Raw genomic sequence first — 26,192 nt, forward strand, 5'->3', positions numbered from 1 at the left:
GGTTCGCCCCACGTCGTTAAAAAGGAGTGAACATGCAGGATTTTTTACAGCAGACCTTGTCTGGTGAGCCGCCACAGCAAAGAGAGGGCAGCAACGATCATCTCAGTTGGCAATGGCATAACGAGGGACTGATGTCCCTCACGCCGCATACGCCCACACAGCAGGCGCTGGTGCTCTCTGCGGGTATTCACGGCAATGAAACCGCGCCGGTTGAGATTCTCAATATGTTGCTGACGCCACTCTTAAAAGGCGAGAAGCCGCTGGCGGTGCGCTTACTGGTGATTTTGGGTAATCCCGCCGCGTTGCGCAGCGGCAAGCGCTATCAGCAACATGATATCAATCGCCTGTTTGGTGGACGCTGGCAGCAGGTGGCTGATGTACCCGAAGCGCAGCGCGTGCTGCAGCTGGAGCAGGAGCTGGAGAGCTTCTGGCGCGCCTGTCTCGATCATGAAGTGCGCTGGCACCTCGATCTGCATACCGCGATTCGCGGCTCGTATCATGCGCGTTTTGGCGTGATGCCGCTGAATCCCAATCCGTGGCCCGAGGCGTTTATGCACTGGCTGGCGGCGGCAGAAATGGAGGCGCTGGTGTTCCATCGTTCACCGGGCGGCACCTTCACCCATTACAGCTGCGAGCACCATAATGCGGCGAGCTGCACGCTGGAGCTGGGCAAGGCTTTGCCGTTTGGTGAGAATGATTTAAGCCAGTTTGCTGGCGTACAGCGGGCGCTGGCGGCGTTGCTGTATGGCGATGCCTTGCCGGAGGTGCGTGAGCAGCCGCGCCATTATCGCGTGGCGCAACAGCTGACCCGGCACGGCGATAAGTTTGTGTTGCACATGGGGCCGGAGACGCTGAACTTCACCGCTTTCCCGCAGGGCACGCTGCTGGCGGAGGAGGGTGACCGGCGTTACTACGTGCAGCAGGCGCGCGAGTATGTGCTGTTTCCCAATCCAAATGTCGCGCCGGGATTGCGCGCCGGGCTGATGCTGGTGGAGGAGAATGAACAGACGCAGGCGCTGGCGTTGTGATTTTCTGCGTAGCTGGTCGCCATGAATGGCGACCCTACGACGGACGCGGTGCGCAATGGTGCGCACCAGCTTGCAACGGGATTAAGCGCCGACATTTCCCTTCCTGAAAACCGACAATACCGTTACACTCCTCCTTAATTCCTGCGTTTTTCCCTTGATTGTCATAAACTTTTTCAATTCCTCACGCATTTCTTCTCTTTCTCTCCATGATTGCCTGATCTCTGTCTTTTATGCTTTCAGGGCTTTACTCAGCCTCTGAGTAGTTGACGTTCAGCGTCGTATGCTTGTTTCCGAAGACGCGACACAGGCTGTCGTCATTAAACTGATAAGTAAGGACAATATTATGCGTAAATTAACTTCTGTGTTCCTGGCTACCGCAATGGCTTTTGGTGCTGCAAATATCGTCCATGCAGCGGCAGACAACCTGACTCCGCCGCCAGCAGGCAGCGAAAAACCGATGCATAAGCCGCCGATGCGTCATCACGGTATGGAGATGATGTTTAAAGGTCTGAACCTGACCGATGCGCAGAAAGCGCAGATCAAAACCATCCTGCGTGATGGACACAAAGAGATGAAACGCCCGTCGCTGGAAGAGCGTCGTGCTGACCATGCCATCATCGCTTCCGATACCTTTGACCGTGCGAAAGCCGAAGCGCAGGCTGAGAAGATGACTGCGAATGCCAAAGATCGTGCGCTGCAGATGATGGAAACCCAGAACAAGATCTACAACGTGCTGACACCAGAGCAGAAGAAACAGTACAACGCGAACTTTGAGAAGCGCTTAACCGAGAAAGGCCCGCACGATGGCAAAACGCCACCACCGCCGGCTGATGCTGAATAAGTTCTTTCGCTAACTGAATAGAGACCGCCGGGGTTGTCCATCGCATCTGATGCTTTGGGCAACCTCGGCGGTTTTGTTTTTACAGCTCGATCAGCGGGAACACGCCAGAAAGCAGCGGACGGCAAAGGATTTTATAGCCGTCATGATCGAAGCCGTGCGAGGCGCGCTGCAGCTGGCGCGCTTCGGCTTCGCTGCTGACCGATCCCAGCCAGAACCAGTGATCGATCACATGGATTTGCGTAATCTCCGTGCCCGTTTCCACCATGCCAACCGGGCCTTGCCACGGCCAGCATTGAATGCGCATCTGCTCTAATGCCGCATGCAGGCGCTGCTGATGCTCAGCAACCGACTCGTTACCACAGCAGGCACCGGCGCAACGTTTTAGTGCAGCGCGAAAACAGCCGCGTCCCGGACGCAACGACTCCAGCCCAAGCAAGCCGTGGCACAAGCGCTGCTCATCGGCGATGGCTTTTAGCTTCTCCAGCGCGGCAAAGCGACTGCGAAACAGGCCATAAAGATTAGGCGAGCGTGAGAAGTCGAGATCCTTTGCATACACCACCTGCGGCGCACCGTCGCCCAGTTGCAGCGAACAGAGCTGGCGGTTCTTACGCAGGCGCTTGTTAAACAGCGGCTGTTGCGTTTTGATCATCTGCGCTTCCAGCAGCTGCGCGCCGACGTCGCCAGCGGTGGGGATCCAGGTGACGCGTCGTGCCTGACGCAGCATTTTAGCTTCATCCGGCGCACGGAAATGCGCCATCACCCGACTGCGCAGGTTGACGCTTTTGCCGATATACAGCGGCAGATTTTCGCTTTCACCGTGAAAGGTATAGACGCCCGGCTGGTTGGGTAAACCTTCCAGCCACTGACGTAAATGTTCGGGATATTGATAGATGGCTGCCGCATCGACATCGAGGCGGTGGCTGGCTGCACGTCTGACCAAAGCACACTCCAATTACTGGTTGTCCATCCAGTGTATCAAACTGTGCTTTTTCTCGCCAGTCAGCGGCGATGAGAAAGTTTCCCGCCCACACGGCGGGAAACGCGAGGGGCTTATTTCTTCCAGAAGTCGTCGAACACGGTGATCGGCGGGCGACGCTTGTGCTCGGTTTTCAGATACCAGCCTTCGATGGTTTTCGCAGCGGCGGCATCGATGTTTTTGCCTTCCAGATAGGCATCGATTTGCTGATAAGTCACGCCGAGCGCCACTTCATCCTGCAAGCCGGGACGATCATCTTCTAAATCGGCGGTGGGATGCTTGAGATAGAGGTGCTCCGGGCAGCCCAGCGTTTTCAGCAGCTGTTTGCCCTGGCCTTTGTGCAGACGGAAGATGGGGTTGATGTCGCTGCCGCCGTCACCGTACTTGGTGAAGAATCCGGTGATCGCTTCTGCCGCATGGTCAGTACCGACTACCACGCCTTTGGTCATGCCGGCGATGCTGTACTGCGCTTTCATGCGCTCGCGCGCTTTTTCATTGCCGCGCACGAAATCCGACACCGTGATACCCGCGTCTTTCAGCGCACGTTCGCTGGCCAGAATCGCTTCTTTGATGTTCACCACCAGCGTGCGATCCGGCTGGATAAACGCCAGCGCATCCTGACAATCCTGCTCATCGGCCTGCACGCCATACGGCAAGCGCACGGCAATAAAGGTGTAATCGTTATCGCCGCTCTCTTCACGCAGTTCGCGAATCGCGGTTTGCGACAAAATGCCGGTCAGCGTTGAATCCTGGCCGCCGCTGATGCCGAGCACCAGCGTTTTCAAAAAGGGATGGGCTTTCAGGTAAGACTTCAGAAAATCAACGCTGACGCGGATCTCCTGCTGCGGGTCGATAACCGGTTTTACACCAAGGGCTTCAATGATTTCCTGTTGCAGTGACATGAACCTCTCCTCAAGTCAGTAGCCTGACGGCACAATGCGAATCATCTGCTAAAGCTAACGCCTCTCCCCACAAACAACAAGCCGCACGGCTGGTTGTTCAGGTTATTTGCTGGCAAATCAGACGTTTTTTGCCTTCTGCACCAGCAAATTGAACGACACAATCGCCAGCATAAAGCAGCCAAAGATGGTGCCGGTCATGCTCGCCACCGAGGTGCCACCCAGGCCGGTGATCGGCACGCTGATGGCACCAAAGGTGAACATGCCGACGCCAATCACCGCCGAGGCGCTGCCCGCGCGCTGGCCCTGGCTCTGCATCGCCAGCGAAGAGGCGGTGGTGGCGATCACGCCGTTACTGGCAATGGTAAAGAACAGCGCAACCAGCAGAACTGGCAGCGCCGCGCCGGTAAGTCCCGCCAGCAGCAAGCAGCTCGACGCAACAAACGCCAGTGTCAGACCACCTTTCAGTACGCGGTATTCACCCCATAGCGGACAGAGGCGCGCACTGGTTTGTGATGCAATAATCAGGCCGATCCCGTTGGCAGCGAAGCAGAAGCTGAAGGCTTGCGGCGTCAGGCCATACAGCTGTTGCAGTACAAACGGCGAGGCGCCGATATAGGCAAACATGCCGGACATCATAAAACCTTGCGTCAGGCAGAAGCCCATAAACTGCCGATGCGTGACGACCTGGCCGAGCGCCGCCCAGGCGGAAAAGATCGAGCCCTGACTGCGGCGCGCTGGCGGTAAAGTTTCGTGCAATTTCCAGCGGGCAAGGAAGATCAGCACGACGGCAATGCAGCCGAGCACCACGAAAATGCCGCGCCAGTTAAGCACCGTCATCAACGCGCCGCCCAGCACCGGCGCACCAATCGGCGCTAAACCGTTGACCAGCATCAGCAGTGCAAAGAAACGCGTCAGCTCATGGCCGCTATACATATCTCGGGCAATGGCACGCGACAGCACCGCGCCGCCGGCGCCTGCCAAACCTTCAAACAGACGCGCCACCAGCAGCGAGTGGATGTCTTTTGCCAGCGCACAGCCAATCGAGGCAATAAACAGCAGCACCAGCGATAACAGCAGCGGACGGAGGCGACCAAACTTGTCGCTCATTGGCCCAAATAGCAATTGACCCGCACCTAAACCCAGCAGGCCAGCGGTGAGGCTCAGCTGCGCCGTGGCGGTTTCGGTGTGCAGATCGCGCGCCAGCTCCGGCAGCGCCGGCAGGTAAAGGTCGATACAAAGTGGCCCGAGCGCAGCGAGCAGGCCCAACGTGATGGCATAAACCAGCCGATTAGAAGGTGCAGGTGTCATTAATCCTCTGTCATTATTCATTGCTAAAGGTATTTTTTCGCGGGTGATTATACGAACCGTAGCGCATCAACACAGCATTTTTACCAAATCCTAACGCTTCGGAATTTGGCTAAATTTATCCCATAAAGTTGATAAATCTGGGTTTATGTTCCAGGCTTACTCCACATGGACAAAAAAACGAGGAACAACAACATGAATAAAGTGATGGGATGTATCGCTGCCGCTATGACGCTGGCAGCCCTGTCTGGTTGTACGACTTATGACAAAGCCGAAAGCTACGTAACCAAGCCGGTAGTGAAGGATGTGAAGAAAGGCATGACGCGCGATCAGGTTCGCCAGATTGCCGGCCCAGCGTCTACTGAAATCACCATGGTTCACGCCCGCGGTACTTGCCAGACTTACGTGATTGGCGAGCGCGACGGCAAACCGCAGACCTACTTCGTGAGCTATAACGATACCGGTCGCGTCATGAACTACGGTTTCCAGAGCTGTAAAGACTACGATACCGATCCGCAAGCGGCTCAGTAATCGCAGCAGAATAAGAAACGGCCCGTCATTGACGGGCCGTTTTTCGTTGTGGCGCTTATAAACCGTAAGGACGCGGCACTTCGATATACTCGCCGCCGATCTCGCGCTGGTAGTAATGACCTTCCTGCACGTAATAACGCTTGCCGTTGAAATCCAGCACGCGCATACCGCCGCCCGGCGGGGCTTCAGGCGGCTGCACCACCACATAGGTGTCGCCCTGACGCTGATAGTAGTTACCGTTCAGCATGTAATAGGTCAGACCGCCCAGCAAAACGGCGGTTGCTGCTTCGGGTAGGAAACGCAGCGGGCCGGGACCGCCCCAACGTGGACCTCCACCCCAATGCGGGCCTGGGCCGGGGCCCCAACCGCCGGGATGGGCAAAACTGATGGCTGGTGTTAATAAGGTTAACGCCAGCACCGAGGCGATAACTGTTTTCATCGGTGATTCTCCTGCTGTGATTAACAGCAGAATTGGCCTTCCTGAGCGAAAACTCAAGCGAAAAGCGGCTGATTTTTCCTCTGTTTACCATGCTTAACGCTTTCCTGACGCTAGCGCCATGATTGGGTTGAATTGGGGAGGAAAGCGGGGAAGGTCGTCATAAACGGCGACCTTACGGGGCATATCGCGCAGGCATAAAAAAACGGCAGACCTTGCGATCTGCCGTTGTTGCAACTCATCAATTTAGCGGTGTGCCAGTTCGGCGTGTTCGTCGCTCTCCAGCACTTTCTTGTCGGTCAATCCGAGCCAGCGGCTGGTGAGTGAACCGGCGGTCATTGAACCATTAACGTTGAGCGCGGTACGCCCCATATCGATCAGCGGTTCGATGGAGATCAGCAGCGCGACCAGCGTGACCGGCAGGCCCATCGCCGGCAGCACGATCAGCGCGGCGAAGGTGGCACCGCCGCCGACGCCAGCCACACCGGCAGAACTCAGCGTCACGATACCTACCAGCGTTGCAATCCACATTGGATCAAACGGGTTGATGCCCACGGTTGGCGCAACCATCACCGCCAGCATGGTGGGATAGAGACCGGCACAGCCGTTCTGACCGATGGTGGCACCGAATGACGCCGAGAAGCTGGCGATCGATTCTGGCACGCCCAGGCGACGCGTTTGAGTCTCCACGTTCAGTGGAATACTGGCGGCGCTGGAACGGCTGGTGAAGGCGAAGGTGATCACCGGCCATACTTTACGGAAGAAGCGCATTGGATTGATGCCGTTAACCGACAGCAGCAGCGCGTGTACGGCAAACATGATCGCCAGACCGAGATAAGAGGCCACCACGAAGCCACCCAGCTTGATGATGTCCTGCAGGTTGGAACCGGCTACTACTTTGGTCATCAGCGCCAGCACACCGTACGGCGTCAGCTTCATGATCAAACGCACCAGCTTCATGACCCAGGATTGCAGGGTATCGATCGCCACCAGTACGCGATCGCCTTTGACCTTGTCATCTTTCAGCAGTTGCAGCGCCGCCACACCGAGGAAGGCGGCGAAAATCACTACGCTGATGATCGAGGTGGGGTTGGCGCCCGCCAGATCGGCAAACGGGTTTTTCGGAATGAAGGAGAGCAGCAGCTGTGGCGTGCTGAGATCAGCCACTTTGCCCACGTAGTTGCTCTGAATCGCGCTCAGACGCGCGGTTTCCTGCGCACCTTGCACCAGACCTTCAGCGCTCAGGCCAAACAGGCCGGTCACCAGCACGCCGACCAGCGCGGAAATTGCGGTGGTAAACAGCAGCACGCCAATGGTCAGCACGCTGATTTTACCCAGCGATGAGGCATTGTGCAGTCGTGCAACCGCGCTCAGGATCGAGGCGAACACCAGCGGCATCACGATCATCTGCAACAACTGCACATAGCCGTTACCGACGATATTGAACCAGCCAATCGACGCTTTCACGGTTGGGCTGTTTTCGCCATAGATGGTTTGCAGCGCCAGACCAAAGGCCACACCGAAAACCAAACCTGTCAGCACGCGTTTGGACAGGCTCCAGCTTTGGTTGCCAATCCGATTCAGCAGAATTAGTAGTGCGATAAACGCCACGATATTAATAATGAGGGGAAAATCCATGCTCAACTCCAGAGTGTGACGCGCCATCCTGGGATGGCACGAAAAACAGTAAGTCCCCGTTAGGGAATATTTGGAATGTTATCAGCTCAGCGTGGGGCGGGCTTATACCCAAAAAGAATGCTTTATAACTTTATCGCTTGATTCGGCTGCTTATTGACCGCTTTGGCCATTAACCAACCGACCGACGCCATTTTGTAGTGTATTGAACAGTTGCTCCGGCCAGCCGTTGGCACCAAAAGAGGGCATGCCGGGCGGGAACCATAACGCATAACCGACCAGCGCCAGGCAAAGTGCTCGCTCCAGCTGGTTACCTTTTTGACTATTCAGGATGGGCAAACGGAAGCGCCAGCGGCAGGGCCACAGCAGCGGCACGCCGGCGGGCGTGAGCATATCGGCGACAATATGGCTGAGATAGCCGAGCGTCATGCCTTGCAGTACGTCGGCGGGAAGAAACCAGTCGGCGGGCACATTGATCTGGAATAGCCACAAACTCACCGCCACCGCCAGCAAACTGTGGGTAAAACCGCGATGACCAAAGATGCGGGCGATGGGATGCGATAGCCACCTTAAGCGCTGGCCAAGCACGGATTTAGGGTGATCGATATCGGGCAGCAGGCAGGTTAACAGCGCAGCAGGCACTAAATGCCACCAGTCGGCGCTGGCCAATACTGGCGTCAGCTCCGCGCGCTTGGCAAAAATGGCGCTGGCAATGGCAAAAATGATATGGCCTTCGGCCGTCATGATGAAACCTGGCTGCATAAAACTGTCGATGCATCCAGTATAGGGATTTATCCAGTGAATGAGAATGGTGACGCTGTAACGAAGCGTTAATATTTTTCACTTTCCCGCGTCACAATGACGCGGGAAAAGAACGGGTTAGCCTAGCGCGCTAACCATCCGCCGTCGACGGCCAACGTATAACCTTGCACATAGTCGGAGGCACTGGAGGCGAGGAACACAATCGGGCCCATCATGTCGTCCGGGATGCCCCAGCGACCTGATGGAATGCGGCCTAAAATCTCCTCGTTGCGTGACTCATCGCTGCGCAGCTGTTCCGTGTTATTGGTGGCCATGTAGCCCGGTGCAATGGCGTTAACATTGATGCCGTGCTTCGCCCATTCGTTGGCCATCAAACGGGTTAACCCCATCACTGCGCTTTTTGATGCGGTATAAGAAGGCACGCGAATGCCGCCCTGGAACGACAGCATCGAGGCGATATTGATGATCTTGCCGCCATTGCCTTGCGCGATAAACTGCCGGGCGACCTGCTGTGACAGGAAGAACAGACTTTTGCTGTTGATGTTCATCACATCATCCCAATCCTGCTCGCTGAAGTTGAGTGCATCTTCGCGGCGAATGATGCCGGCGTTATTCACCAGAATGTCGATGCGACCGGCCTGCGCCACCGCCTGTTCAACAATTTGCGGCACGATGGATGGCTTGGTCAGATCGGCCTGAATTGACCAAAAACGGCGGCCTAATGCCTCAACTTTGGCCTGCGTATCATCCGGTCCGGCGCGGTTAACGCCAATAATATCACATCCCGCCTGTGCCAGACCCAGCGCCATACCTTGTCCTAAACCGGTATTGCAGCCGGTGACCAGCGCGATTTTGCCTGCAAGATTAAATGCGTTGAGTATCATGATTCGCTCCTTGTTAGCGCAGTGCGCTGATGTTGACGTGGTCCATGTCATCAAATACCTGGTTTTCGCCCACCATGCCCCAGATAAAGGTATAGCGCTGCGTTCCCACGCCCGCGTGAATCGACCAGCTCGGTGAAATCACCGCTTGCTCGTTATGGACTAATAGATGACGCGTCTCCTGCGGCTGGCCCATCATGTGGAACACGGCGCTGTCGTCGGCCATGTCGAAATAGAAATAGACTTCCATGCGACGTTCGTGGGTGTGACACGGCATGGTGTTCCACAAGTTGCCGTCATCAAGGCGGGTTAATCCCATGGTTAACTGGCAGGTTGGCAACACGTCGGGCACGATGAATTTGTTAATGGTGCGGCGGTTCGAGGTGGCCGCGTCGCCGAGCGTGGCTTTCACTGCCTCGTCGAGGGTGATTTTTTTGTCTGGATAATGGGTGTGTGCCGGCGCGCTATTGTAGTAAAACTTCGCCGGGCGGCTGGCATCGCTGCTGCGGAAAATCACGCTCTGCGCGCCTTGTCCGACATACAACGCTTCCTGCTGACCAATCTCCCAGGTTTTGCCATCCACTTCAATCACCCCGGGTCCACCGATGTTGATTACGCCGAGTTCGCGGCGTTCGAGAAAGTAACTTACGCCCAGCTGCTTACCCACTTCATGGCCGATAGTTACCGGTTTCTGCACCGGCATCACGCCGCCGATAATGATGCGATCGATATGGCTGTAAGTGAGGGTGTAATTGTCGGCGTCGAAAATCTTGTCGATCAGAAACTCACGGCGTAAGCCGTCCGTGTCCAGGGTTTTGGCATGCTCGCTATGAATGCTTTGACGAATGTCCATCTCAGGCCTCTTAAGAGTCAAAGGAAGTGGTCCCGATGCGGGTCTTTGGGCATCTTAGGCAGGATGAGATGTGAATTCAATAAAAATGAAACGATGTTTTATTTATTTGCGTGCGCGATCAAGTTGCATAAAAAAGCCCGCGTTAAGCGGGCTGCGATTAACCGTGCAGATGTTCGGGTTTGAGCTGGGTTAAATCATCAAGAATCACATTGGCCAGCGCCCAACGCGCATCTTCACGATGCTCGGCCGCCGGCACCACAATTGAACGCATGCGTGCGGCTTTGGTAGCGATCATGCCGTTGAAAGAATCTTCCAGCGTGACGCAGTTAAGCGGATCGATCCCCAGTTTGGCTGCGGCGTCGAGATAGACCTGCGGATGCGGCTTGCTGTACGGCAGCGCTTCCGCGGACGCCAGCACATCAAAGTATTTGCGCAGGTCAAACATCTCCAGCACTCGCTCCAACATGTGCAGCGGCGAGGCGGAGGCGAGGCCGATTTTCAAACCTTGCTGCTGGCACAGTTGCAGCGCCTGCTCCACGCCAGGCAGCAGCGGACGCGTCTCTTCCACCAGCGCCAGCGCGCGGGCGATGATGCGTTGCGTCACTTCCTGTTGATCCGGACCGCTCCACGGCAGCGCTTCAAACCACATGCGCACGGTTTGATCGATGCGCAGACCCAGTGTATCGGGCAACTCGTGGCGGCGGGTGATATCCACGCCAAGGCTGGCGAAAATATCCAGTTCCGCGCGATCCCACAGCGGTTCTGAGTCGATCAACAATCCATCCATATCAAAGATGGCGGCCAATACAGGACGACGATATGACATATAACTGCTCCCTTAGAAATTTGGCTTACCATAGCACGAGAGCCGGATAAAGCCGACTTGCGGCAGGCCACGCATTTTTCAGGAAAAATTGCAGTAGTGCAGGTAGACTTATGCAAAACTATTTTTGGTTCAGGGAGACACCATGACTTACCAACAGGCTGGCCGCATCGCCATCCTTAAGCGAGTGGCTGGCTGGGTGATTTTTATACCCGCATTGTTATCCACGATTATTTCGCTGCTGGGCTTTATGTTTAAGCACAGTGAAAAGCAGCCGGGCATCGATGCCGTGATGCTCGATTTTGTGCATGTCATGGTCGACATGGTGAAGTTCAATACGCCGTTTCTCTATGTGTTTTGGCAGAACTCTCCGGTGCCGGAATTTAACGGTGGCGCGAATATCGGGTTTTGGCTGATGTACATCCTGATCTTTATCGGCATTGCGCTGCAGGCTTCAGGTGCGCGCATGTGGCGTCAGTCGCGCCATATTAAAGAGGGAATTGAAGATCAGCTGATCATGGAACAGGCCAAAGGCAGTGAAGGGCGCACGCGAGCGCAGCTGGAAGAGAAAATCCACATCCCGCGTCACACCATTTTCTTGCAGATTTTCCCGCTCTATATCCTGCCGATCATTATCGCTATCGCGGGCTACTTTGTGCTGAAACTGCTCGGCATGCTGTAACGCGTCAGGCCGGTCTGGCCTGACGTTCGCCCAACACATCTTCATCTAACAACTGGCCGATGGCGAACTGCGCTTCGCCCGTCCAGTTGCCACCGAAAACATTGGCGCGATTCAGCAGGTAATAGAGCTGATACACCGGCTGACGCTGCGAGAATCCGTCTTCCAGTGGCCAAACAGCCTGGTAGCCATCATAGATCTGGCGCGGCAAATCGGCGTAGTAACTCAGCATCGCTAAATCGCACTCGCGATCACCCCAATAGCAGGCGGGATCAAACAACCACGGACCCTCTGCGCTGCCGGCGCAGTTGGCGGGCCACAAATCGCCGTGTAATAAAGAAGGTTGCGGATGGTGGTTGGCTAACGTGCGCTGCACACAATCAACAATCAGTTCGGTATCGCCATAGTGCACGCCTTTTTCTGCGGCCAGTTGCAGCTGCCAGCCGATGCGCTGCTCAGCGAAGAACACTGACCAGCGGCGTAACCAGCTATTCGGCTGAGGTGAGGTGGTGATGTTGTTGTCGAAATCGAGACCAAATTGCGGTTGCTCGCTCCATTGGTGTAGATGCGCCAACTGCTGGCCGAGCTGGAAAGCGCTCTGTGCGGTAAAGGGATGAGGCGGAATATATTCCAGCAGCAGGAAGCTGGTATCACGATCATTGCCAACGCCATACACTTTCGGGACGCGAACGGTTTGCGTGCGCGCCAGCAGGTCGAGTTGATCGGCTTCCCAACTGAACAAGGTGAGCATATCGCGGGTGTTACATTTGACGAACACATCCAACTCGCCATAGCGGATGCGCCAGGCGGGATGGACATCGCCACCGGGAAGTTCCTGACGGTCGGTGATTTCGGCATCACCGGCGTACTCGCTTAACAGACGACTAATGGCTGACCACATCGGGTAATCCTCTTTGTTCGCTGCGTGAGTTCGATTGTAACGCGCAAAACCTGAGCAAACCTGGCGTCGATGCCGTTTTTTGCACTGCGTCAGGATTGTTGTTTCAGAAACCCCTCTAACGTGATGACGGTGACCTCAGGTTTATGATCGAGCGCGATTTGGGCATATCCCGCGGCTTGCTCTGCTATTTCATGCTCCTCTAACGCGCTGACAATGCCGAAGCTATTGGTGCCCAACTCATGTGGATGACCTTTATCATCGCTTAAGGTGGTGCTGTATCCGCCATTGATCATCGCGCTGTCCACTGACTGCACGTCGCCGAGTCCACTTTCCTGATATTTCAACGTGACAATGTAACGTTTGACATCATGGTCACTCATTATTCACCTCATTGTTATCGAACAGATTTCAGCGTAGACCAGCGCGCTGTATAGAGCGAATTTTAGCCAATTCAGTAGTTAAAATAGCAGGTAAAGCTTTGTCAAAAGAGTTCAGAAAAATCTTGTAGCCTTCAGGCTGCTATTTGAGTAATTGCCCCCTATAATGCGCAGCGAAAATGGGAAAAGTCCCATTAAAAGAGCGGTCCAGCGGCTTTCCTGGTTTTTTATGCGGATACATACTTTTTTACAAAACTTACGGTAAATTGCATTGATTGGCCGGAGAAACGCTTCAGACTCTTCGTTTTTTAAACTGTCGTACGGATTACTTTTAATGAAAGCCTTTAACAAGCTGTCCGCTGTTTTATTGCTCTCTGCTGGAGCATTTTGTCACCAGGCCTTTGCAGATAACGCCGTTTTCACCTCCATGGATGACCCTGCAACGGCGAAAAAGCCGTTTGAAGGCAGCGCGTCAGCGGGTTACCTGGCTCAAACTGGAAACACCACCAGTTCTTCGCTGAGTGCGTCTACCAATATGACGTGGTATCAAACCAATACCGCATTGAGTCTGTGGGGCAACGCCGCAAACAACTCCTCAAACGATGAGCGTTCATCTGAGACTTACAATATCGGTGGCCGTAGCCGCTATAACCTCAATAGCGCTGATTACCTGTTTGGCCAGGCAAGCTGGCTAAGCGACCGTTTCAACGGTTATGACTCACGCGATGTGCTGACCGCCGGTTACGGTCGTCAGATCCTCAGCGGCCCGGTTCACTCACTGCGTGCTGAATTCGGTCCGGGTGTGCGTTACGACGATTTCCATGATGGCGGCCATGAAACCAAAGCATTGGGTTATGGTGCAGTGAGCTATCAATGGCAGCTGACAGATACCACCAAATTTATCCAGGGTGTTTCTGTGCTGAGCAGCTTTGGTGAAGACACCACACTGAACTCAGAAACCGCGCTGCAGGTGGCCATCAATGCCCATTTCGCGCTGAAGCTGGGCTACAACGTGACCTGGAACAATAATCCGCCAGAATCTGCGCCGGATCGTACCGATACCAAAACTACGATCCAGCTCTCATACTCAATGTAAGCGAGACGGATGTGAATCACCGCTGCCAGGCCTGTGCCTCGCAGCGGTTTTTTTTATTTCTCTTTAGCTTAGCGAATCTCTGCACGGGTTTTGATCGGCGGCGAAAGCTGCTATTATCATCGCCGCTTTACATTCCTGGCGTCATTCCGACAACGTGGGTCTGACATCACGCCGGGTTACACACTATGAAACTCATTTTTGCATGTAGGCTTTCGTGTGGCTTACCACTGCAATTAAGGATATGAAATGCCAGTAATTACTCTTCCTGATGGCAGCCAGCGCAGCTTTGACCGTCCGGTCAGCGTGATGGATATTGCGTTGGATATTGGACCGGGTTTGGCGAAAGCCTGCATCGCGGGTCGCGTGAATGGCGAATTGGTTGATGCGGTTGATCCGATCACCGAGGACGCTCAGGTCGCGATTATTACCGCTAAAGACGACGCCGGTTTAGAAATCATTCGTCACTCTTGCGCGCACCTGTTAGGGCATGCGATTAAGCAGCTGTGGCCAAACACCAAAATGGCGATCGGCCCGGTGATTGATAACGGTTTCTATTATGACGTTGACCTGGAACATACCTTAACCCAGGAAGATCTTGAGCTGCTGGAAAAGCGTATGCACCAGCTGGCTGAAACCAACTACGATGTGGTGAAGAAAAAGGTGAGCTGGCAGGAAGCACGTGACGTGTTTGCTGAGCGTGGCGAAAGCTACAAAACCACCATTCTTGACGAGAACATCAGCCACGACGATCGTCCTGGCCTGTATCAACATGAAGAATACATCGACATGTGCCGCGGTCCGCACGTGCCGAACATGCGTTTCTGCCATCACTTCAAACTGCAGAAAATCTCCGGGGCTTACTGGCGCGGCAACAGCGACAACAAAATGCTGCAGCGTATTTACGGTACGGCCTGGGCGGATAAAAAGCAGCTGGCTGCCTATCTGCAGCGTCTGGAAGAAGCGGCGAAGCGCGATCACCGTAAAATCGGTAAGCAGCTCGATCTCTACCACATGCAGGAAGAAGCACCGGGCATGGTGTTCTGGCACAATGACGGCTGGACCATCTTCCGCGAGCTGGAAGTGTTTGTGCGTACCAAGCTGAAAGAGTACGACTATCAGGAAGTGAAAGGTCCGTTCATGATGGACCGCGTGCTGTGGGAGAAAACCGGGCACTGGGAGAACTATAAAGAAGCCATGTTCACCACCTCTTCAGAGAACCGTGAATATTGCATCAAGCCGATGAACTGCCCAGGCCACGTTCAGATCTTTAATCAGGGTCTGAAATCCTACCGCGACCTGCCGCTGCGTATGGCGGAGTTTGGTAGCTGCCATCGTAACGAGCCATCAGGTGCCTTGCATGGTCTGATGCGCGTGCGCGGCTTTACCCAGGATGATGCTCACGTCTTCTGTACCGAAGATCAGGTACGTGATGAGGTGAACAGCTGTATCCGCATGGTATACGACATGTACAGCACCTTCGGTTTTGAAAAAATCGTGGTGAAGCTGTCGACCCGTCCGGAAAAACGTATCGGTAACGACGAAATGTGGGATCGTGCGGAAGTGGATTTGGCAGAAGCGCTGAAAGAGAATGATATTCCATTCGAATATCAGCCGGGAGAAGGTGCCTTCTACGGCCCTAAAATTGAGTTTACCCTGTACGATTGTCTCGACCGCGCCTGGCAGTGTGGTACCGTTCAGCTAGACTTCTCCCTGCCGAAGCGTCTGGACGCGACTTTTGTCGGCGAAAACAACGACCGCCAGACACCGGTAATGATCCATCGCGCAATTCTCGGTTCAATGGAGCGCTTTATCGGCATCCTGACCGAAGAATTCGCTGGATTCTTCCCGAGTTGGCTGGCGCCGGTGCAGGCTGTGGTGATGAATATCACCGACAGTCAGTCAGAATACGTCAGTGAATTGACGAAGAAATTGCAGAATGCTGGCATTCGTGTCAAAGCAGACTTGAGAAACGAGAAGATAGGCTTTAAAATCCGCGAGCACACATTACGTCGCGTCCCTTATATGCTGGTTTGCGGTGACAAAGAGGTGGAAGCAGGCAAAGTTGCCGTGCGCACCCGCCGTGGTAAAGACCTTGGGAGCATGGACGTAGATGTGTTTGTTGAGAAGCTGCAACAAGAGATTCGCAGCCGACATCTTCACCAATTAGAGGAAACAGGTTATTAAAGGCGGAAAACGAGTACAACCAACACGTCCGAACCGTATCAACGGCGAAATCCGTGCCACCGAAGTGCGCTTAACTGGCGTAGACGGCGAGCAACTTGGCATTGTCACCCTGCGTGAAGCCATTGAGAAAGCTGAAGAAGCCGGCGTAGATTTAGTTGAAATCAGCCCGAACGCCGAACCGCCGGTTTGCCGTATCATGGATTACGGCAAGTTCCTTTATGAAAAAAGCAAGTCTTCTAAGGAACAGAAGAAGAAGCAGAAAGTTATCCAGGTCAAGGAAATCAAATTCCGTCCTGGTACCGATGATGGCGACTATCAGGTCAAACTACGCAACCTGATTCGCTTTCTGGAAGAGGGTGATAAAGCCAAAATCACGCTGCGTTTCCGCGGTCGTGAGATGGCGCACCAGCAGATCGGTATGGAAGTGCTTAACCGCGTCCGTAAAGATCTGTGTGAAGACATGGATCTGGCGATTGTCGAATCCTTCCCTTCGAAGATCGAAGGTCGTCAGATGATCATGGTGCTCGCTCCTAAGAAGAAACAGTAGGCCTTCAAGTAATAATGCCGCGCAGCGCTTGCGTTGTGCGGATTTTTATTCGCCTGTCTGATTCATTTTATTAACAATGCGAAGTGGATATTTGTAAAAATGCCAAAGATTAAAACTGTACGTGGCGCCGCTAAGCGCTTCAAGAAGACCGCTTCTGGCGGCTTCAAGCGTAAGCACGCGAACCTGCGTCATATTCTGACTAAAAAGTCTACTAAGCGTAAACGTCACCTGCGTCCGAAAGGCATGGTGTCTAAAGGCGATCTGGGTCTGGTTATTGCCTGCCTGCCGTACGCATAAGTAAATTTTTTTTAGTTTAATTCCCCGAAAGATTTCGGGTTGCAGCAAGGCGGCAACTGAATGAATCCCTGAACTTACATCAGTAAGTGACTGGGATGAATGAAGACAGCCAACGCCGCTGCGGCACGAAAGATGAAGGGAAATCACAGAATATGATATAGGAGAGCTAACATGGCTCGCGTTAAACGTGGTGTAATTGCTCGCGCACGTCATAAGAAAATCTTAAAACAAGCTAAAGGCTACTATGGTGCACGTTCACGTGTATACCGCGTTGCCTTCCAGGCTGTTATCAAAGCTGGTCAGTATGCTTACCGTGACCGTCGTCAACGTAAGCGTCAGTTCCGTCAACTGTGGATCGCGCGTATCAACGCTGCGGCTCGTCAGAACGGTATCTCTTACAGCCGTTTCATCAATGGCCTGAAAAAAGCCTCTATTGAAATCGACCGTAAGATTCTGGCTGACATCGCTGTATTCGACAAAGTGACATTTACTGCACTTGTTGAAAAAGCAAAATCAGCTCTGGCGTAAGTCGGTTGAAAAAGGGAGCTTGCTCCCTTTTTTATTACCCGCAACTCACGCAAAAGATTGACATTTTGGCCGCTGCGCATTTCAATAGTGCGGTTTCTAAATATGACAAGGTAACGCAAGCATGAATGCTGCTATTTTCCGTTTCTTTTTTTACTTTAGCGCCTGAACATCAGGGGCTTTTGCGCATAAGAAAAGAAACGAAAAATCGCGCTGAAAGCCTCCCTCGTGGAGGCTTTTTTGTTTCTGGCGACACTTAATCGGATCAGCTGATCCCAACGAGAACTGACCAGCCCGGCTGGAAGAAGAGGAAATCATGTCCCAACTCGCAGACCTGGTGGCTCGTGCCACGGCCGCCATCGACGAGGCGGCGGATATCGCTGCTCTGGACGCCGTGCGCGTCGAATTTCTGGGTAAGAAAGGGCATCTGACGCTGCAAATGACCACCCTGCGTGAACTGCCAGCAGAAGAGCGTCCGGCAGCGGGTGCGGTCATCAACGATGCTAAACAGCAAGTGCAGGATCGCCTTACCGCGCGCAAAGATACGCTGGAAAGCGCCGAGCTGAATGCGCGTCTGGCTGCGGAAACCATCGACGTGTCGCTGCCTGGCCGCCGCGTTGAGAATGGCGGCTTGCATCCGGTGACCCGCACTATCGACCGTATCGAAACCTTCTTCGGCGAACTGGGTTTCGCGGTAGTGACAGGTCCGGAAATTGAAGACGATTACCACAACTTTGATGCGCTAAACATTCCGGGCCATCACCCGGCACGTGCCGATCACGACACCTTCTGGTTCGATGCCACGCGTTTGCTGCGCACCCAAACCTCAGGCGTGCAGATTCGCACCATGAAAAACCAGCAGCCGCCGATCCGCATTATCGCGCCAGGCCGTGTTTATCGTAACGATTACGATCAGACGCACACGCCGATGTTCCATCAGATGGAAGGTTTGATTGTCGATAAAGACATCAGCTTTACCAACCTGAAAGGCACGCTGCACGATTTCCTGAACAACTTCTTCGAGGAGAATTTGCAAATTCGCTTCCGTCCTTCTTACTTCCCGTTCACCGAACCATCCGCTGAAGTGGATGTGATGGGTAAAAACGGCAAGTGGCTGGAGGTGCTGGGATGCGGCATGGTGCATCCGAACGTATTACGCAATGTTGGCATCGATCCGGAAATTTATTCAGGCTTTGCGTTTGGCATGGGCATGGAGCGTCTCACCATGCTGCGCTACGGTGTGACCGATCTGCGCGCCTTCTTCGAAAATGATTTACGTTTCCTCAAACAATTTAAATAAGGGCAGGTTATCCAATGAAATTCAGTGAACTCTGGTTACGCGAATGGGTAAATCCAGCCCTGGACAGCGCTGCGCTGTCTGAGCAAATCACCATGGCCGGCCTTGAAGTGGACGGCGTGGATCCGGTTGCCGGCGCTTTCAACGGTGTTGTGGTGGGTGAAGTGGTTGAGTGCGGCCAGCATCCGAACGCCGACAAACTGCGCGTCACTAAAATCAACGTCGGTGGCGATCGCCTGTTGGATATCGTCTGCGGCGCGCCAAACTGCCGTCAGGGCCTGAAAGTGGCGGTGGCGACCGTTGGCGCTGTGCTGCCGGGCGATTTCAAAATCAAAGCAGCAAAACTGCGTGGCGAACCGTCTGAAGGCATGCTGTGCTCCTTCTCTGAGCTGGGTATTTCCGACGATCACAATGGCATCATTGAGCTGCCAGCCGATGCGCCAATTGGCACCGACATCCGCAGCTATCTGCAACTGGATGACAACACCATTGAAATCAGCGTCACGCCAAACCGCGCCGATTGCCTGGGCATCATTGGGATTGCGCGTGATGTAGCAGTTTTGAACGGTTTGCCGCTGACGGCGCCCGCGATTGAGCCGGTAAAAGCCACCATCAACGATACCATCCCGATTCGCGTTGATGCCACCGCCGCGTGCCCGCGCTACCTTGGCCGCGTGGTGAAAGGTGTCAACGTCAAAGCCGCTACGCCATTGTGGATGCGTGAGAAGCTGCGTCGTTGCGGTATTCGCTCAATCGATCCGGTGGTCGATATCACCAACTTTGTACTGCTGGAGCTTGGCCAGCCGATGCATGCCTTCGATCTCGACCGCATCGACGGCGGCATCGTGGTGCGTATGGCAGAAGAGGGCGAAGTGCTGACGCTGCTGGATGGTACCGAAGCTAAACTCAGCAGCGACACGCTGGTGATTGCCGATCACCACAAAGCGCTGGCGATGGGCGGCATCTTTGGTGGCGAGCATTCGGGTGTCAACGAAGAGACGCAAAATGTGCTGTTCGAATGCGCCTACTTTGATCCGCTGGCGATTACCGGCCGCGCTCGCCGTCAAGGCCTGCATACCGATGCATCACATCGTTACGAGCGTGGTGTCGATCCGGCACTGCAGCACAAAGCGATTGAACGCGCGACGCAGCTGTTGCTCGACATCTGTGGCGGCGAAGCGGGCCCGGTTATCGACCAAACTGACGCGAGCGCGCTGCCGCCACGCGCCACTATCACGCTGCGCCGTGAAAAGCTCGATCGCCTGATTGGCCATGTCATTGCTGACGAACAGGTTACTGACATCCTGACGAGTCTCGGTTGCGAAGTTAAAGTTGGTGCAGGTGAGTGGCAAGCCGTTGCGCCAAGCTGGCGTTTCGATATGGCTATCGAAGAAGATCTGGTCGAAGAAGTGGCGCGCGTTTACGGCTATAACAACATCCCTGATGTGCCGGTGAAAGCCAACCTGATCATGACGCAGCATCGTGAAGCCGACCTGTCGCTGAAGCGTGCGAAAAATCTGTTGGTAGATAAAGGTTATCAGGAAGCGATTACTTACAGCTTCGTTGATCCAAAACTGCAACAGTTGCTGCATCCGGGCGAAGAGGCGCTGATCCTGCCCAGCCCAATATCCAGCGATATGTCGGCAATGCGCCTGTCGCTGTGGACCGGTTTGCTGGGCGCGGTGGTGTATAACCAAAACCGTCAGCAGGGCCGCGTACGCCTGTTTGAAAGCGGTTTACGCTTTGTTCCTGATACACAGGCCGATCTGGGTATCCGCCAGGATCTTATGCTGGCCGGCGTTTTAAGCGGTAATCGCTTTGAAGAGCATTGGGATCTGGCGCGTCAGACGGTTGACTTCTATGATTTGAAAGGCGATTTAGAATCGCTGCTGGATTTGACTGGTAAACTTGATGAGATTTCCTTCCGTGCGGAAGCCAATCCGGCGCTGCATCCAGGACAAAGCGCCGCAATTTATTTATGCGGCGAACGAATCGGATTTATCGGGGTGGTTCATCCAGAGCTGGAACGTAAGCTGGATCTGAATGGTCGCACCTTAGTGTTTGAACTGCTTTGGAATAAGGTCGCAGACCGCGTCCTGCCTGATGCGCGCGAGATTTCTCGCTTCCCGGCAAACCGTCGTGATATCGCCGTTGTGGTGGCTGAAAATGTGCCTGCAGCAGATATCATTGCGGAGTGTAAGAAAGTTGGCGTAAATCAGGTAGTTGGCGTAAACTTGTTTGACGTGTACCGTGGTAAGGGCGTAAACGAAGGTGAAAAGAGCCTAGCGATTAGCCTGATTTTGCAGGATACCAGCCGGACACTCGAAGAAGAGGAGATTGCCGCGACCGTTGCCAAATGCGTTGCGGCATTAAAAGAGCGATTCCAGGCAACCTTGAGGGATTGAACCTATGGCGCTTACAAAAGCTGAAATGTCAGAGTACCTGTTTGAAAAACTCGGGTTGAGCAAACGCGATGCCAAAGAGTTGGTAGAACTTTTTTTTGAAGAGGTTCGCCGCGCGTTGGAAAACGGAGAACAGGTAAAACTGTCCGGATTTGGTAATTTTGATCTGCGTGACAAAAACCAGCGTCCGGGCCGTAACCCGAAGACGGGGGAAGATATTCCTATCACCGCGCGCCGAGTGGTGACATTCCGTCCGGGACAGAAGTTGAAAAGTCGCGTCGAGAACGCGACACCCAAGGATGCTGACTAATTTCAGTACGACAAAAAGGCCGCTTAGCGGCCTTTTTTTTTGTCTTAAATCTGGCCGCTCCTCACGATTTATTCACGATGTAAGGATTTAGTAAGTATCAGGAAAATAGGGCGAAAATCGGTCCTCACCGATAGTGACGGCATTAACACTTTTGTTATAACAGCGCCATCACAGAGCAAAAGGTTCGAATAATGAAAAAGACAGCAATTTTATTAAGTGTCTTGTTAGGCATGCCGCTGCTGGCTAGCGCCAATGTTTCCGTCAACATCAATACACCGGGCGTTTCGATTCATATCGGCGATCAGGATAAACGTGGCTACTATTGGGATGGCTACGACTGGCGCGCGCCAACGTGGTGGAAACAGCACCATAACCAGCGCATCGGCACCAAAGGTCCGCACGGTTACTGGAACGGTAACGGCTGGCAGGCGCAGCATCCGGGCAATGGACCGCACCGCGACGACAAACGTCAGCCACAGCGTCAGCCGCAACCGCAGCATCACGACCAGCGTGACAATCAGCAGAAGCGTGATAATCACGGTCAGCCGCTCCCTCCGCATCAGTAAGGCTTCTCCAGCGGCGCCTCCACAGCGCCGCTTTCTTTTTGCTGTAATCCCACTACAATCAAATCTCTGTTTTCTCAGCCAATCTTATCTATGACTCTGCTGGATCAGCTTGCTTCCCAGGCAAATCGCCGCAGCCAGCGCTGGCTCATCGCACTCATTGCGCTGCTATTGCTGCTCATCGGGCTTAGCCTGTGTGCCGGCGACAGCTGGATCTCCCCCACACAATGGTTTTCGGCGGAAGGCGATCTGTTCGTCTGGCAGCTGCGCATGCCGCGCACGCTGGCGGTGCTGCTGGTGGGTGCAGCGCTGGCGGTGTGCGGCGTAGTGATGCAGGCGCTGTTCAACAATCCGCTGGCGGAACCCGGCTTACTTGGCGTGTCTAACGGGGCGGGGATTGGTCTGGTATTAGGCGTGATGCTCGGTAACGGCTCGCTATGGAGCTTAGCGCTGGCGGCCATGGCCGGTGCGCTGCTGATCACGCTGATTCTGCTGCACTTCGCCCACAAACAACTGTCGGTAAGCCGCTTGCTGTTGACCGGCGTGGCGCTCGGCATTATCTGTAGCGCCATCATGACGTGGGCGGTGTACTTTAGCACCAGCCTCGATCTGCGCCAGCTGATGTACTGGATGATGGGCGGTTTTAGCGGCATCGACTGGCGCTATGGCTGGATGATGCTGGCGCTGCTGCCGGTTACGCTGCTGCTGATCGCCACCGCGCGCACGCTGAATTTGCTGGCGCTGGGCGAAACCTCGGCGCGTCAGCTCGGATTACCGCTGCTGCTGTGGCGCAACCTGCTGGTGCTGGCGATGGGCTGGCTGGTGGGCGTGAGCGTGGCGATGGCGGGGGCAATCGGCTTTGTCGGTTTGGTGATCCCGCATTTGTTGCGTCTCAGCGGTTTCAGCGATCATCGTTATTTGTTGCCTGCGGCGGCGTTAGCCGGTGCCGCAGTGCTGCTTGGCGCGGATATTATTGCGCGGCTGGTGTTAACCTCCGCCGAACTGCCGATTGGCGTGGTAACGGCCACGCTCGGCGCGCCGCTGTTTATCGTGTTATTAGTGAAGTCTTCGCGCTAGCTTCGGCTGGCAACTTGTTATCAACAACAGGAATCGACTATGAGCATTTATCAAACAGAACTAGTTACGCTGGACGGTGAAAAAACCACGCTGGCGGCCTATGAAGGCAAGGTGCTGCTGGTAGTAAACGTGGCATCCAAATGTGGCCTGACGGCGCAGTATGAGCAGTTAGAATCGCTGCAGAAAGCCTGGCAGGATAAGAATTTCAGCGTGCTTGGCTTCCCGTGTAATCAGTTCCTCGAGCAAGAGCCGGGCAGCAACGAAGAGATCAAAACCTTCTGCAGCACCACTTACGGCGTCACTTTCCCAATGTTTGATAAAACCGACGTCAACGGCGAGCATCGTCATCCTCTCTATGCGCAGCTGACGGCGGCGCAGCCAGTGGCGCAACGCCCGGAAGGCAGCGGTTTCCTCGAGCGTATGGAGAGCAAAGGCCGTGCGCCGAAAGCGCCAGGCGATATCCTGTGGAACTTCGAGAAGTTCCTTATTAATAAGCAGGGCAAAGTGATTGCGCGCTTCTCACCGGATATGACGCCAGACGATCCGATCATCCTGAAAAGTGTAGAGCAGGCGCTGGCCGAGTAAATGCTATTGCAGTGTCAGGGAGCCAGCGTCGCAGGGCGTTTGGCTTCCGTTGAACTTAGCGTTAACGCCGGTGAATTAGTGCATCTGGTGGGGCCGAACGGCGCCGGCAAAAGTACCTTGCTCAACGCGCTGTCCGGTTTGTTGCCGAGTCAGGGCAGCATTCTGCTGGATGGCGCGCCGCTGTCAACGTTAAACTGTGCAGCATTGGCCCAGCTGCGCGGCTGGCTGCCGCAACAGCAGATGGCACCGGGACAAATGCCGGTGTGGCATTACTTACGCATGCATATCAGCGCACAAACGGCGGAAACAGACTGTGTGTTACAAGAGGTGCTCGCGCAGTTAGCGCTGCAGGACAAACTGACGCGCAGTCTTACGCAGCTTTCTGGTGGCGAATGGCAACGCGTGCGGTTGGCTGCCGTGGTGTTGCAGGTTCATCCGGCGGTCAATCCACGCGGCAAACTCCTGCTACTGGATGAGCCGATGAGTGCACTCGACGTGGCGCAACAGCGTTCGGTCGATAAGCTGCTGGCTGAACTGTGTTGCAGCGGCCTGGCGATTGTTGCCAGCGGGCACGATCTCAACCACAGCCTGCGCCATGCCGATCGCGTGTGGCTAATGCATCAAGGCGCGGTTGTCCGTCAGGGCAGGGCCAGCGAGGTGCTGACCGCTGCGCATTTAGCGCCGCTTTACCAAACCCCGTTTGAACAAATTGATACCGCACAAGGTCCGCTGCTGTTTATTCCCTGACAGAGGATTGCGTGCCGTGGCGCTTTGCCGCTACAGTGTCTGCCGGACGAGGGAGAGAGGAAAAGGCGGATGCGGCTGACAATTTTGATTTTGGCACTGTTGCTGGCGGGCTGTAGCCATCATGCACCGCCGCCGAATGGCCGTTTGTCTGACTCTATCACCGTGATTGCCCAACTCAACGATCAGCTGAGCCGCTGGCGGGGAACGCCGTATCGCTATGGCGGATTAAGCCGCGGTGGCGTGGATTGTTCCGGCTTCGTCTATCTCACCTTCCGCGATAAATTCGATATGCAACTGCCACGCTCGACCATTGATCAAACCGACATTGGTACGCGCATCGACAAAGGCGATCTGCTGCCTGGCGATCTGGTGTTCTTCAAAACCGGCAGCGGAGAAAACGGTTTGCACGTCGGTATTTACGATACCGACAACACCTTTATTCACGCCTCGACCAGCCAGGGTGTGATTCGCTCGTCGCTGGATAATGTTTACTGGCGTAAAGTATTTTGGCAGGCGCGTCGCATCTAAATAGCGTTGTTATCGCTTAATAAAGACGCGAAAAAAGAAAGTGTATCTCACCCTGAATTAAATCTGAATTCTGCCGATATTTAACTATCATTTAAAATGGCACTTTACCTGCCATCGATTTAATACTAATAATAAAGCTAAATTTATTTAATTGGTATGGACATTAACCCCGGCTTATTTGGCTTAAGTATTATTTGCGGCTTAAATCAGCGTAATAAGACCTAAAACGGCACCTCTTCAAACGTTTGGTCCTATTGCCTGGTAGAATTCGTTGATATACGATGCGCCAATTGCCATTGCTTCTGGCTTGAAAAATGAAAGTCCATTTGTCTGCCGACTATCAGTCGGAAACCTGGTTTTATCCAGTTTACTCTCTGGCGGGCCAGCTGACTGCGGTCGAGCTGGTGACGCAATTTGTCCACGACAGCGCACCTATTACGCTGCCGCAGGATTTGCTGTTGCCGCAATTGGACGATGCGCAGCAATTACGTTTGCTGCAGAGCCAGCTTTCATTGCTGGAAAAGTACCGCGATTTTTTTGAGATTAATCAAATTACCGCGTTGGTACGTATTGATGATTCTATGGCCAATACACTTTTAGCCAGCGAATTTCTGTTAAGGAAATTCCGACAAATCCCTTTTATTGTTTTAGATATCAGCGAAACGTTTCCGCAATTATCTTTGGGTAAATCCCATCCATTGCTCGCAGCATTACAAAGTGAATTTCGTTTATCGCTTTCACAATTTGGCGCAGGAAAAGCACCGGCAACCGCGGTGTACGATAATCTGTTTAGCGTGTTAAAACTGGATAAAGCCTTTATTCACAACCTGGCCAAGCGCGCCTCGTTTACGCCTTTTATTCAGACGGTTATCAATAATTTTTCCGATTTTGCGGACCAGATCATTATTTGTGGTATTGACGATAACCACATGATGGAAAAGATGACCACGTTGAGTGGTGCGCAGCTACAAGGCAGCCTGTTCCCGGTGGTGAAAGCTGAACGTCTTAACGATCTCATCTATTCCGACCTGAATTTACACACGCCTTCGCAGCAGTAACCCTTTCGCCTGTCTTCCGCGCCGCGTCGGCGTTACACTCTCTGTT

At 54.1% G+C, this 26,192-nt stretch carries 30 protein-coding genes and 1 other annotated feature; of the genes, 19 read left to right on the forward strand and 11 right to left on the reverse strand.

Annotation, left to right across the window (positions count from 1 at the left end; genetic code table 11):
- Positions 1-32: 32 nt before the first annotated feature.
- Both astE and spy read left to right on the forward strand, forming a co-directional pair.
- Positions 33-1,028 (forward strand): succinylglutamate desuccinylase, encoded by a 996-nt coding sequence (gene astE, locus K5Y32_RS04280; protein WP_222181877.1) that lies wholly within the window; start codon positions 33-35, stop codon positions 1,026-1,028.
- A gap of 343 nt (positions 1,029-1,371) precedes the next feature.
- Positions 1,372-1,869, forward strand: a complete 498-nt coding sequence (spy, locus tag K5Y32_RS04285) for an ATP-independent periplasmic protein-refolding chaperone Spy (RefSeq protein WP_137385657.1) — start codon at positions 1,372-1,374, stop codon at positions 1,867-1,869.
- A 79-nt stretch (positions 1,870-1,948) separates the two neighbouring features.
- Here spy and cho read toward each other — a convergent pair whose 3' ends face one another.
- The 3 genes from cho to K5Y32_RS04300 form a co-directional block, all read right to left on the reverse strand.
- Positions 1,949-2,809 (reverse strand): excinuclease Cho, encoded by an 861-nt coding sequence (cho, locus tag K5Y32_RS04290; RefSeq protein ID WP_222181878.1) that lies wholly within the window; start codon positions 2,807-2,809, stop codon positions 1,949-1,951.
- A gap of 110 nt (positions 2,810-2,919) precedes the next feature.
- Complete coding sequence (gene nadE, locus K5Y32_RS04295) at positions 2,920-3,747, reverse strand: ammonia-dependent NAD(+) synthetase (protein ID WP_222181879.1); 828 nt, start codon at positions 3,745-3,747, stop codon at positions 2,920-2,922.
- 117 nt (positions 3,748-3,864) lie between these two features.
- Entirely contained in the window at positions 3,865-5,055 is a 1,191-nt protein-coding gene (locus tag K5Y32_RS04300; RefSeq protein WP_222181880.1) for a multidrug effflux MFS transporter, read from the reverse strand.
- 192 nt (positions 5,056-5,247) lie between these two features.
- On the opposite strand from K5Y32_RS04300, the gene osmE reads away from it, so the two are divergent.
- The gene (osmE, locus tag K5Y32_RS04305) at positions 5,248-5,583 is read left to right on the forward strand and encodes an osmotically-inducible lipoprotein OsmE (protein ID WP_007892614.1); all 336 of its coding nucleotides are present in this window, start codon (positions 5,248-5,250) and stop codon (positions 5,581-5,583) included.
- Positions 5,584-5,638: 55 nt separating this feature from the next.
- On the opposite strand, the gene K5Y32_RS04310 is transcribed toward osmE, so the two are convergent.
- From K5Y32_RS04310 to hxpB, 6 genes are all read right to left on the reverse strand, one after another.
- Positions 5,639-6,022 (reverse strand): DUF6515 family protein, encoded by a 384-nt coding sequence (locus K5Y32_RS04310; RefSeq protein WP_101764583.1) that lies wholly within the window; start codon positions 6,020-6,022, stop codon positions 5,639-5,641.
- 243 nt (positions 6,023-6,265) lie between these two features.
- Positions 6,266-7,657 (reverse strand): L-cystine transporter, encoded by a 1,392-nt coding sequence (locus tag K5Y32_RS04315; RefSeq protein ID WP_222181881.1) that lies wholly within the window; start codon positions 7,655-7,657, stop codon positions 6,266-6,268.
- A 150-nt stretch (positions 7,658-7,807) separates the two neighbouring features.
- Positions 7,808-8,398 carry a metal-dependent hydrolase gene (locus tag K5Y32_RS04320; protein WP_222181882.1) on the reverse strand — a complete coding sequence of 197 codons (591 nt, stop codon included), beginning with the start codon at positions 8,396-8,398 and terminating at the stop codon, positions 7,808-7,810.
- 140 nt (positions 8,399-8,538) lie between these two features.
- Positions 8,539-9,300, reverse strand: coding sequence for a 2-dehydro-3-deoxy-D-gluconate 5-dehydrogenase KduD (kduD, locus tag K5Y32_RS04325; protein WP_110866010.1), 762 nt, complete (start codon positions 9,298-9,300; stop codon positions 8,539-8,541).
- A gap of 13 nt (positions 9,301-9,313) precedes the next feature.
- On the reverse strand, positions 9,314-10,150 hold the full coding sequence (kduI, locus tag K5Y32_RS04330) for a 5-dehydro-4-deoxy-D-glucuronate isomerase (RefSeq protein WP_222181883.1): 837 nt from the start codon (positions 10,148-10,150) through the stop codon (positions 9,314-9,316).
- A gap of 157 nt (positions 10,151-10,307) precedes the next feature.
- Positions 10,308-10,976 carry a hexitol phosphatase HxpB gene (hxpB, locus tag K5Y32_RS04335; protein ID WP_101764580.1) on the reverse strand — a complete coding sequence of 223 codons (669 nt, stop codon included), beginning with the start codon at positions 10,974-10,976 and terminating at the stop codon, positions 10,308-10,310.
- A gap of 142 nt (positions 10,977-11,118) precedes the next feature.
- On the opposite strand from hxpB, the gene K5Y32_RS04340 reads away from it, so the two are divergent.
- Positions 11,119-11,655 (forward strand): YniB family protein, encoded by a 537-nt coding sequence (locus tag K5Y32_RS04340; protein WP_222181884.1) that lies wholly within the window; start codon positions 11,119-11,121, stop codon positions 11,653-11,655.
- Positions 11,656-11,659: 4 nt separating this feature from the next.
- On the opposite strand, the gene K5Y32_RS04345 is transcribed toward K5Y32_RS04340, so the two are convergent.
- Both K5Y32_RS04345 and ghoS read right to left on the reverse strand, forming a co-directional pair.
- Positions 11,660-12,553, reverse strand: coding sequence for a fructosamine kinase family protein (locus tag K5Y32_RS04345; protein WP_110866013.1), 894 nt, complete (start codon positions 12,551-12,553; stop codon positions 11,660-11,662).
- Positions 12,554-12,642: 89 nt separating this feature from the next.
- Complete coding sequence (ghoS, locus tag K5Y32_RS04350) at positions 12,643-12,933, reverse strand: type V toxin-antitoxin system endoribonuclease antitoxin GhoS (protein ID WP_222181885.1); 291 nt, start codon at positions 12,931-12,933, stop codon at positions 12,643-12,645.
- A 331-nt stretch (positions 12,934-13,264) separates the two neighbouring features.
- Here ghoS and K5Y32_RS04355 point away from each other — a divergent pair, with 331 nt between their 5' ends.
- The 15 genes from K5Y32_RS04355 (at position 13,265) to K5Y32_RS04425 (ending at position 26,146) form a co-directional block, all read left to right on the forward strand.
- Positions 13,265-14,026: a YdiY family protein gene (locus tag K5Y32_RS04355; protein WP_101764576.1), complete on the forward strand. Its 762-nt coding sequence runs from the start codon at positions 13,265-13,267 to the stop codon at positions 14,024-14,026.
- Between the two features lie 246 nt (positions 14,027-14,272).
- The gene (gene thrS / locus K5Y32_RS04360) at positions 14,273-16,210 is read left to right on the forward strand and encodes a threonine--tRNA ligase (protein ID WP_222181886.1); all 1,938 of its coding nucleotides are present in this window, start codon (positions 14,273-14,275) and stop codon (positions 16,208-16,210) included.
- Positions 16,206-16,757, forward strand: a complete 552-nt coding sequence (infC, locus tag K5Y32_RS04365) for a translation initiation factor IF-3 (RefSeq protein ID WP_036621995.1) — start codon at positions 16,206-16,208, stop codon at positions 16,755-16,757. Before thrS ends, infC begins: the two co-directional genes overlap by 5 nt.
- 99 nt (positions 16,758-16,856) lie before the next feature.
- The gene (rpmI, locus tag K5Y32_RS04370; protein ID WP_004157374.1) at positions 16,857-17,054 is read left to right on the forward strand and encodes a 50S ribosomal protein L35; all 198 of its coding nucleotides are present in this window, start codon (positions 16,857-16,859) and stop codon (positions 17,052-17,054) included.
- Positions 17,055-17,225: 171 nt separating this feature from the next.
- A complete protein-coding gene (gene rplT, locus K5Y32_RS04375; RefSeq protein ID WP_007892678.1) occupies positions 17,226-17,582 on the forward strand; it encodes a 50S ribosomal protein L20 in 357 nt (118 codons plus the stop codon).
- A 116-nt stretch (positions 17,583-17,698) separates the two neighbouring features.
- Positions 17,699-17,824 (forward strand) — a sequence feature (Phe leader region).
- Positions 17,704-17,748: a pheST operon leader peptide PheM gene (pheM, locus tag K5Y32_RS04380; RefSeq protein ID WP_106120997.1), complete on the forward strand. Its 45-nt coding sequence runs from the start codon at positions 17,704-17,706 to the stop codon at positions 17,746-17,748. (Overlaps the previous feature by 45 nt.)
- 71 nt (positions 17,825-17,895) lie before the next feature.
- Positions 17,896-18,879 carry a phenylalanine--tRNA ligase subunit alpha gene (pheS, locus tag K5Y32_RS04385; RefSeq protein ID WP_154152484.1) on the forward strand — a complete coding sequence of 328 codons (984 nt, stop codon included), beginning with the start codon at positions 17,896-17,898 and terminating at the stop codon, positions 18,877-18,879.
- Positions 18,880-18,893: 14 nt separating this feature from the next.
- Positions 18,894-21,281: a phenylalanine--tRNA ligase subunit beta gene (gene pheT, locus K5Y32_RS04390; RefSeq protein WP_222181887.1), complete on the forward strand. Its 2,388-nt coding sequence runs from the start codon at positions 18,894-18,896 to the stop codon at positions 21,279-21,281.
- A 4-nt stretch (positions 21,282-21,285) separates the two neighbouring features.
- On the forward strand, positions 21,286-21,588 hold the full coding sequence (ihfA, locus tag K5Y32_RS04395; protein WP_007892687.1) for an integration host factor subunit alpha: 303 nt from the start codon (positions 21,286-21,288) through the stop codon (positions 21,586-21,588).
- 191 nt (positions 21,589-21,779) lie between these two features.
- Complete coding sequence (locus K5Y32_RS04400) at positions 21,780-22,154, forward strand: DUF2502 domain-containing protein (protein ID WP_222181888.1); 375 nt, start codon at positions 21,780-21,782, stop codon at positions 22,152-22,154.
- A gap of 90 nt (positions 22,155-22,244) precedes the next feature.
- Complete coding sequence (gene btuC / locus K5Y32_RS04405) at positions 22,245-23,228, forward strand: vitamin B12 ABC transporter permease BtuC (RefSeq protein WP_222181889.1); 984 nt, start codon at positions 22,245-22,247, stop codon at positions 23,226-23,228.
- A gap of 39 nt (positions 23,229-23,267) precedes the next feature.
- On the forward strand, positions 23,268-23,813 hold the full coding sequence (locus K5Y32_RS04410) for a glutathione peroxidase (RefSeq protein WP_222181890.1): 546 nt from the start codon (positions 23,268-23,270) through the stop codon (positions 23,811-23,813).
- A complete protein-coding gene (gene btuD, locus K5Y32_RS04415; RefSeq protein WP_222181891.1) occupies positions 23,814-24,560 on the forward strand; it encodes a vitamin B12 ABC transporter ATP-binding protein BtuD in 747 nt (248 codons plus the stop codon).
- A 69-nt stretch (positions 24,561-24,629) separates the two neighbouring features.
- The gene (locus tag K5Y32_RS04420) at positions 24,630-25,088 is read left to right on the forward strand and encodes an NlpC/P60 family protein (RefSeq protein ID WP_101764568.1); all 459 of its coding nucleotides are present in this window, start codon (positions 24,630-24,632) and stop codon (positions 25,086-25,088) included.
- 314 nt (positions 25,089-25,402) lie between these two features.
- Complete coding sequence (locus K5Y32_RS04425) at positions 25,403-26,146, forward strand: EAL domain-containing protein (protein WP_222181892.1); 744 nt, start codon at positions 25,403-25,405, stop codon at positions 26,144-26,146.
- Positions 26,147-26,192 lie beyond the last annotated feature (46 nt).

The organism is Pantoea sp. DY-15 (assembly GCF_019795935.1).
GTDB lineage: Bacteria > Pseudomonadota > Gammaproteobacteria > Enterobacterales > Enterobacteriaceae > Pantoea > Pantoea leporis.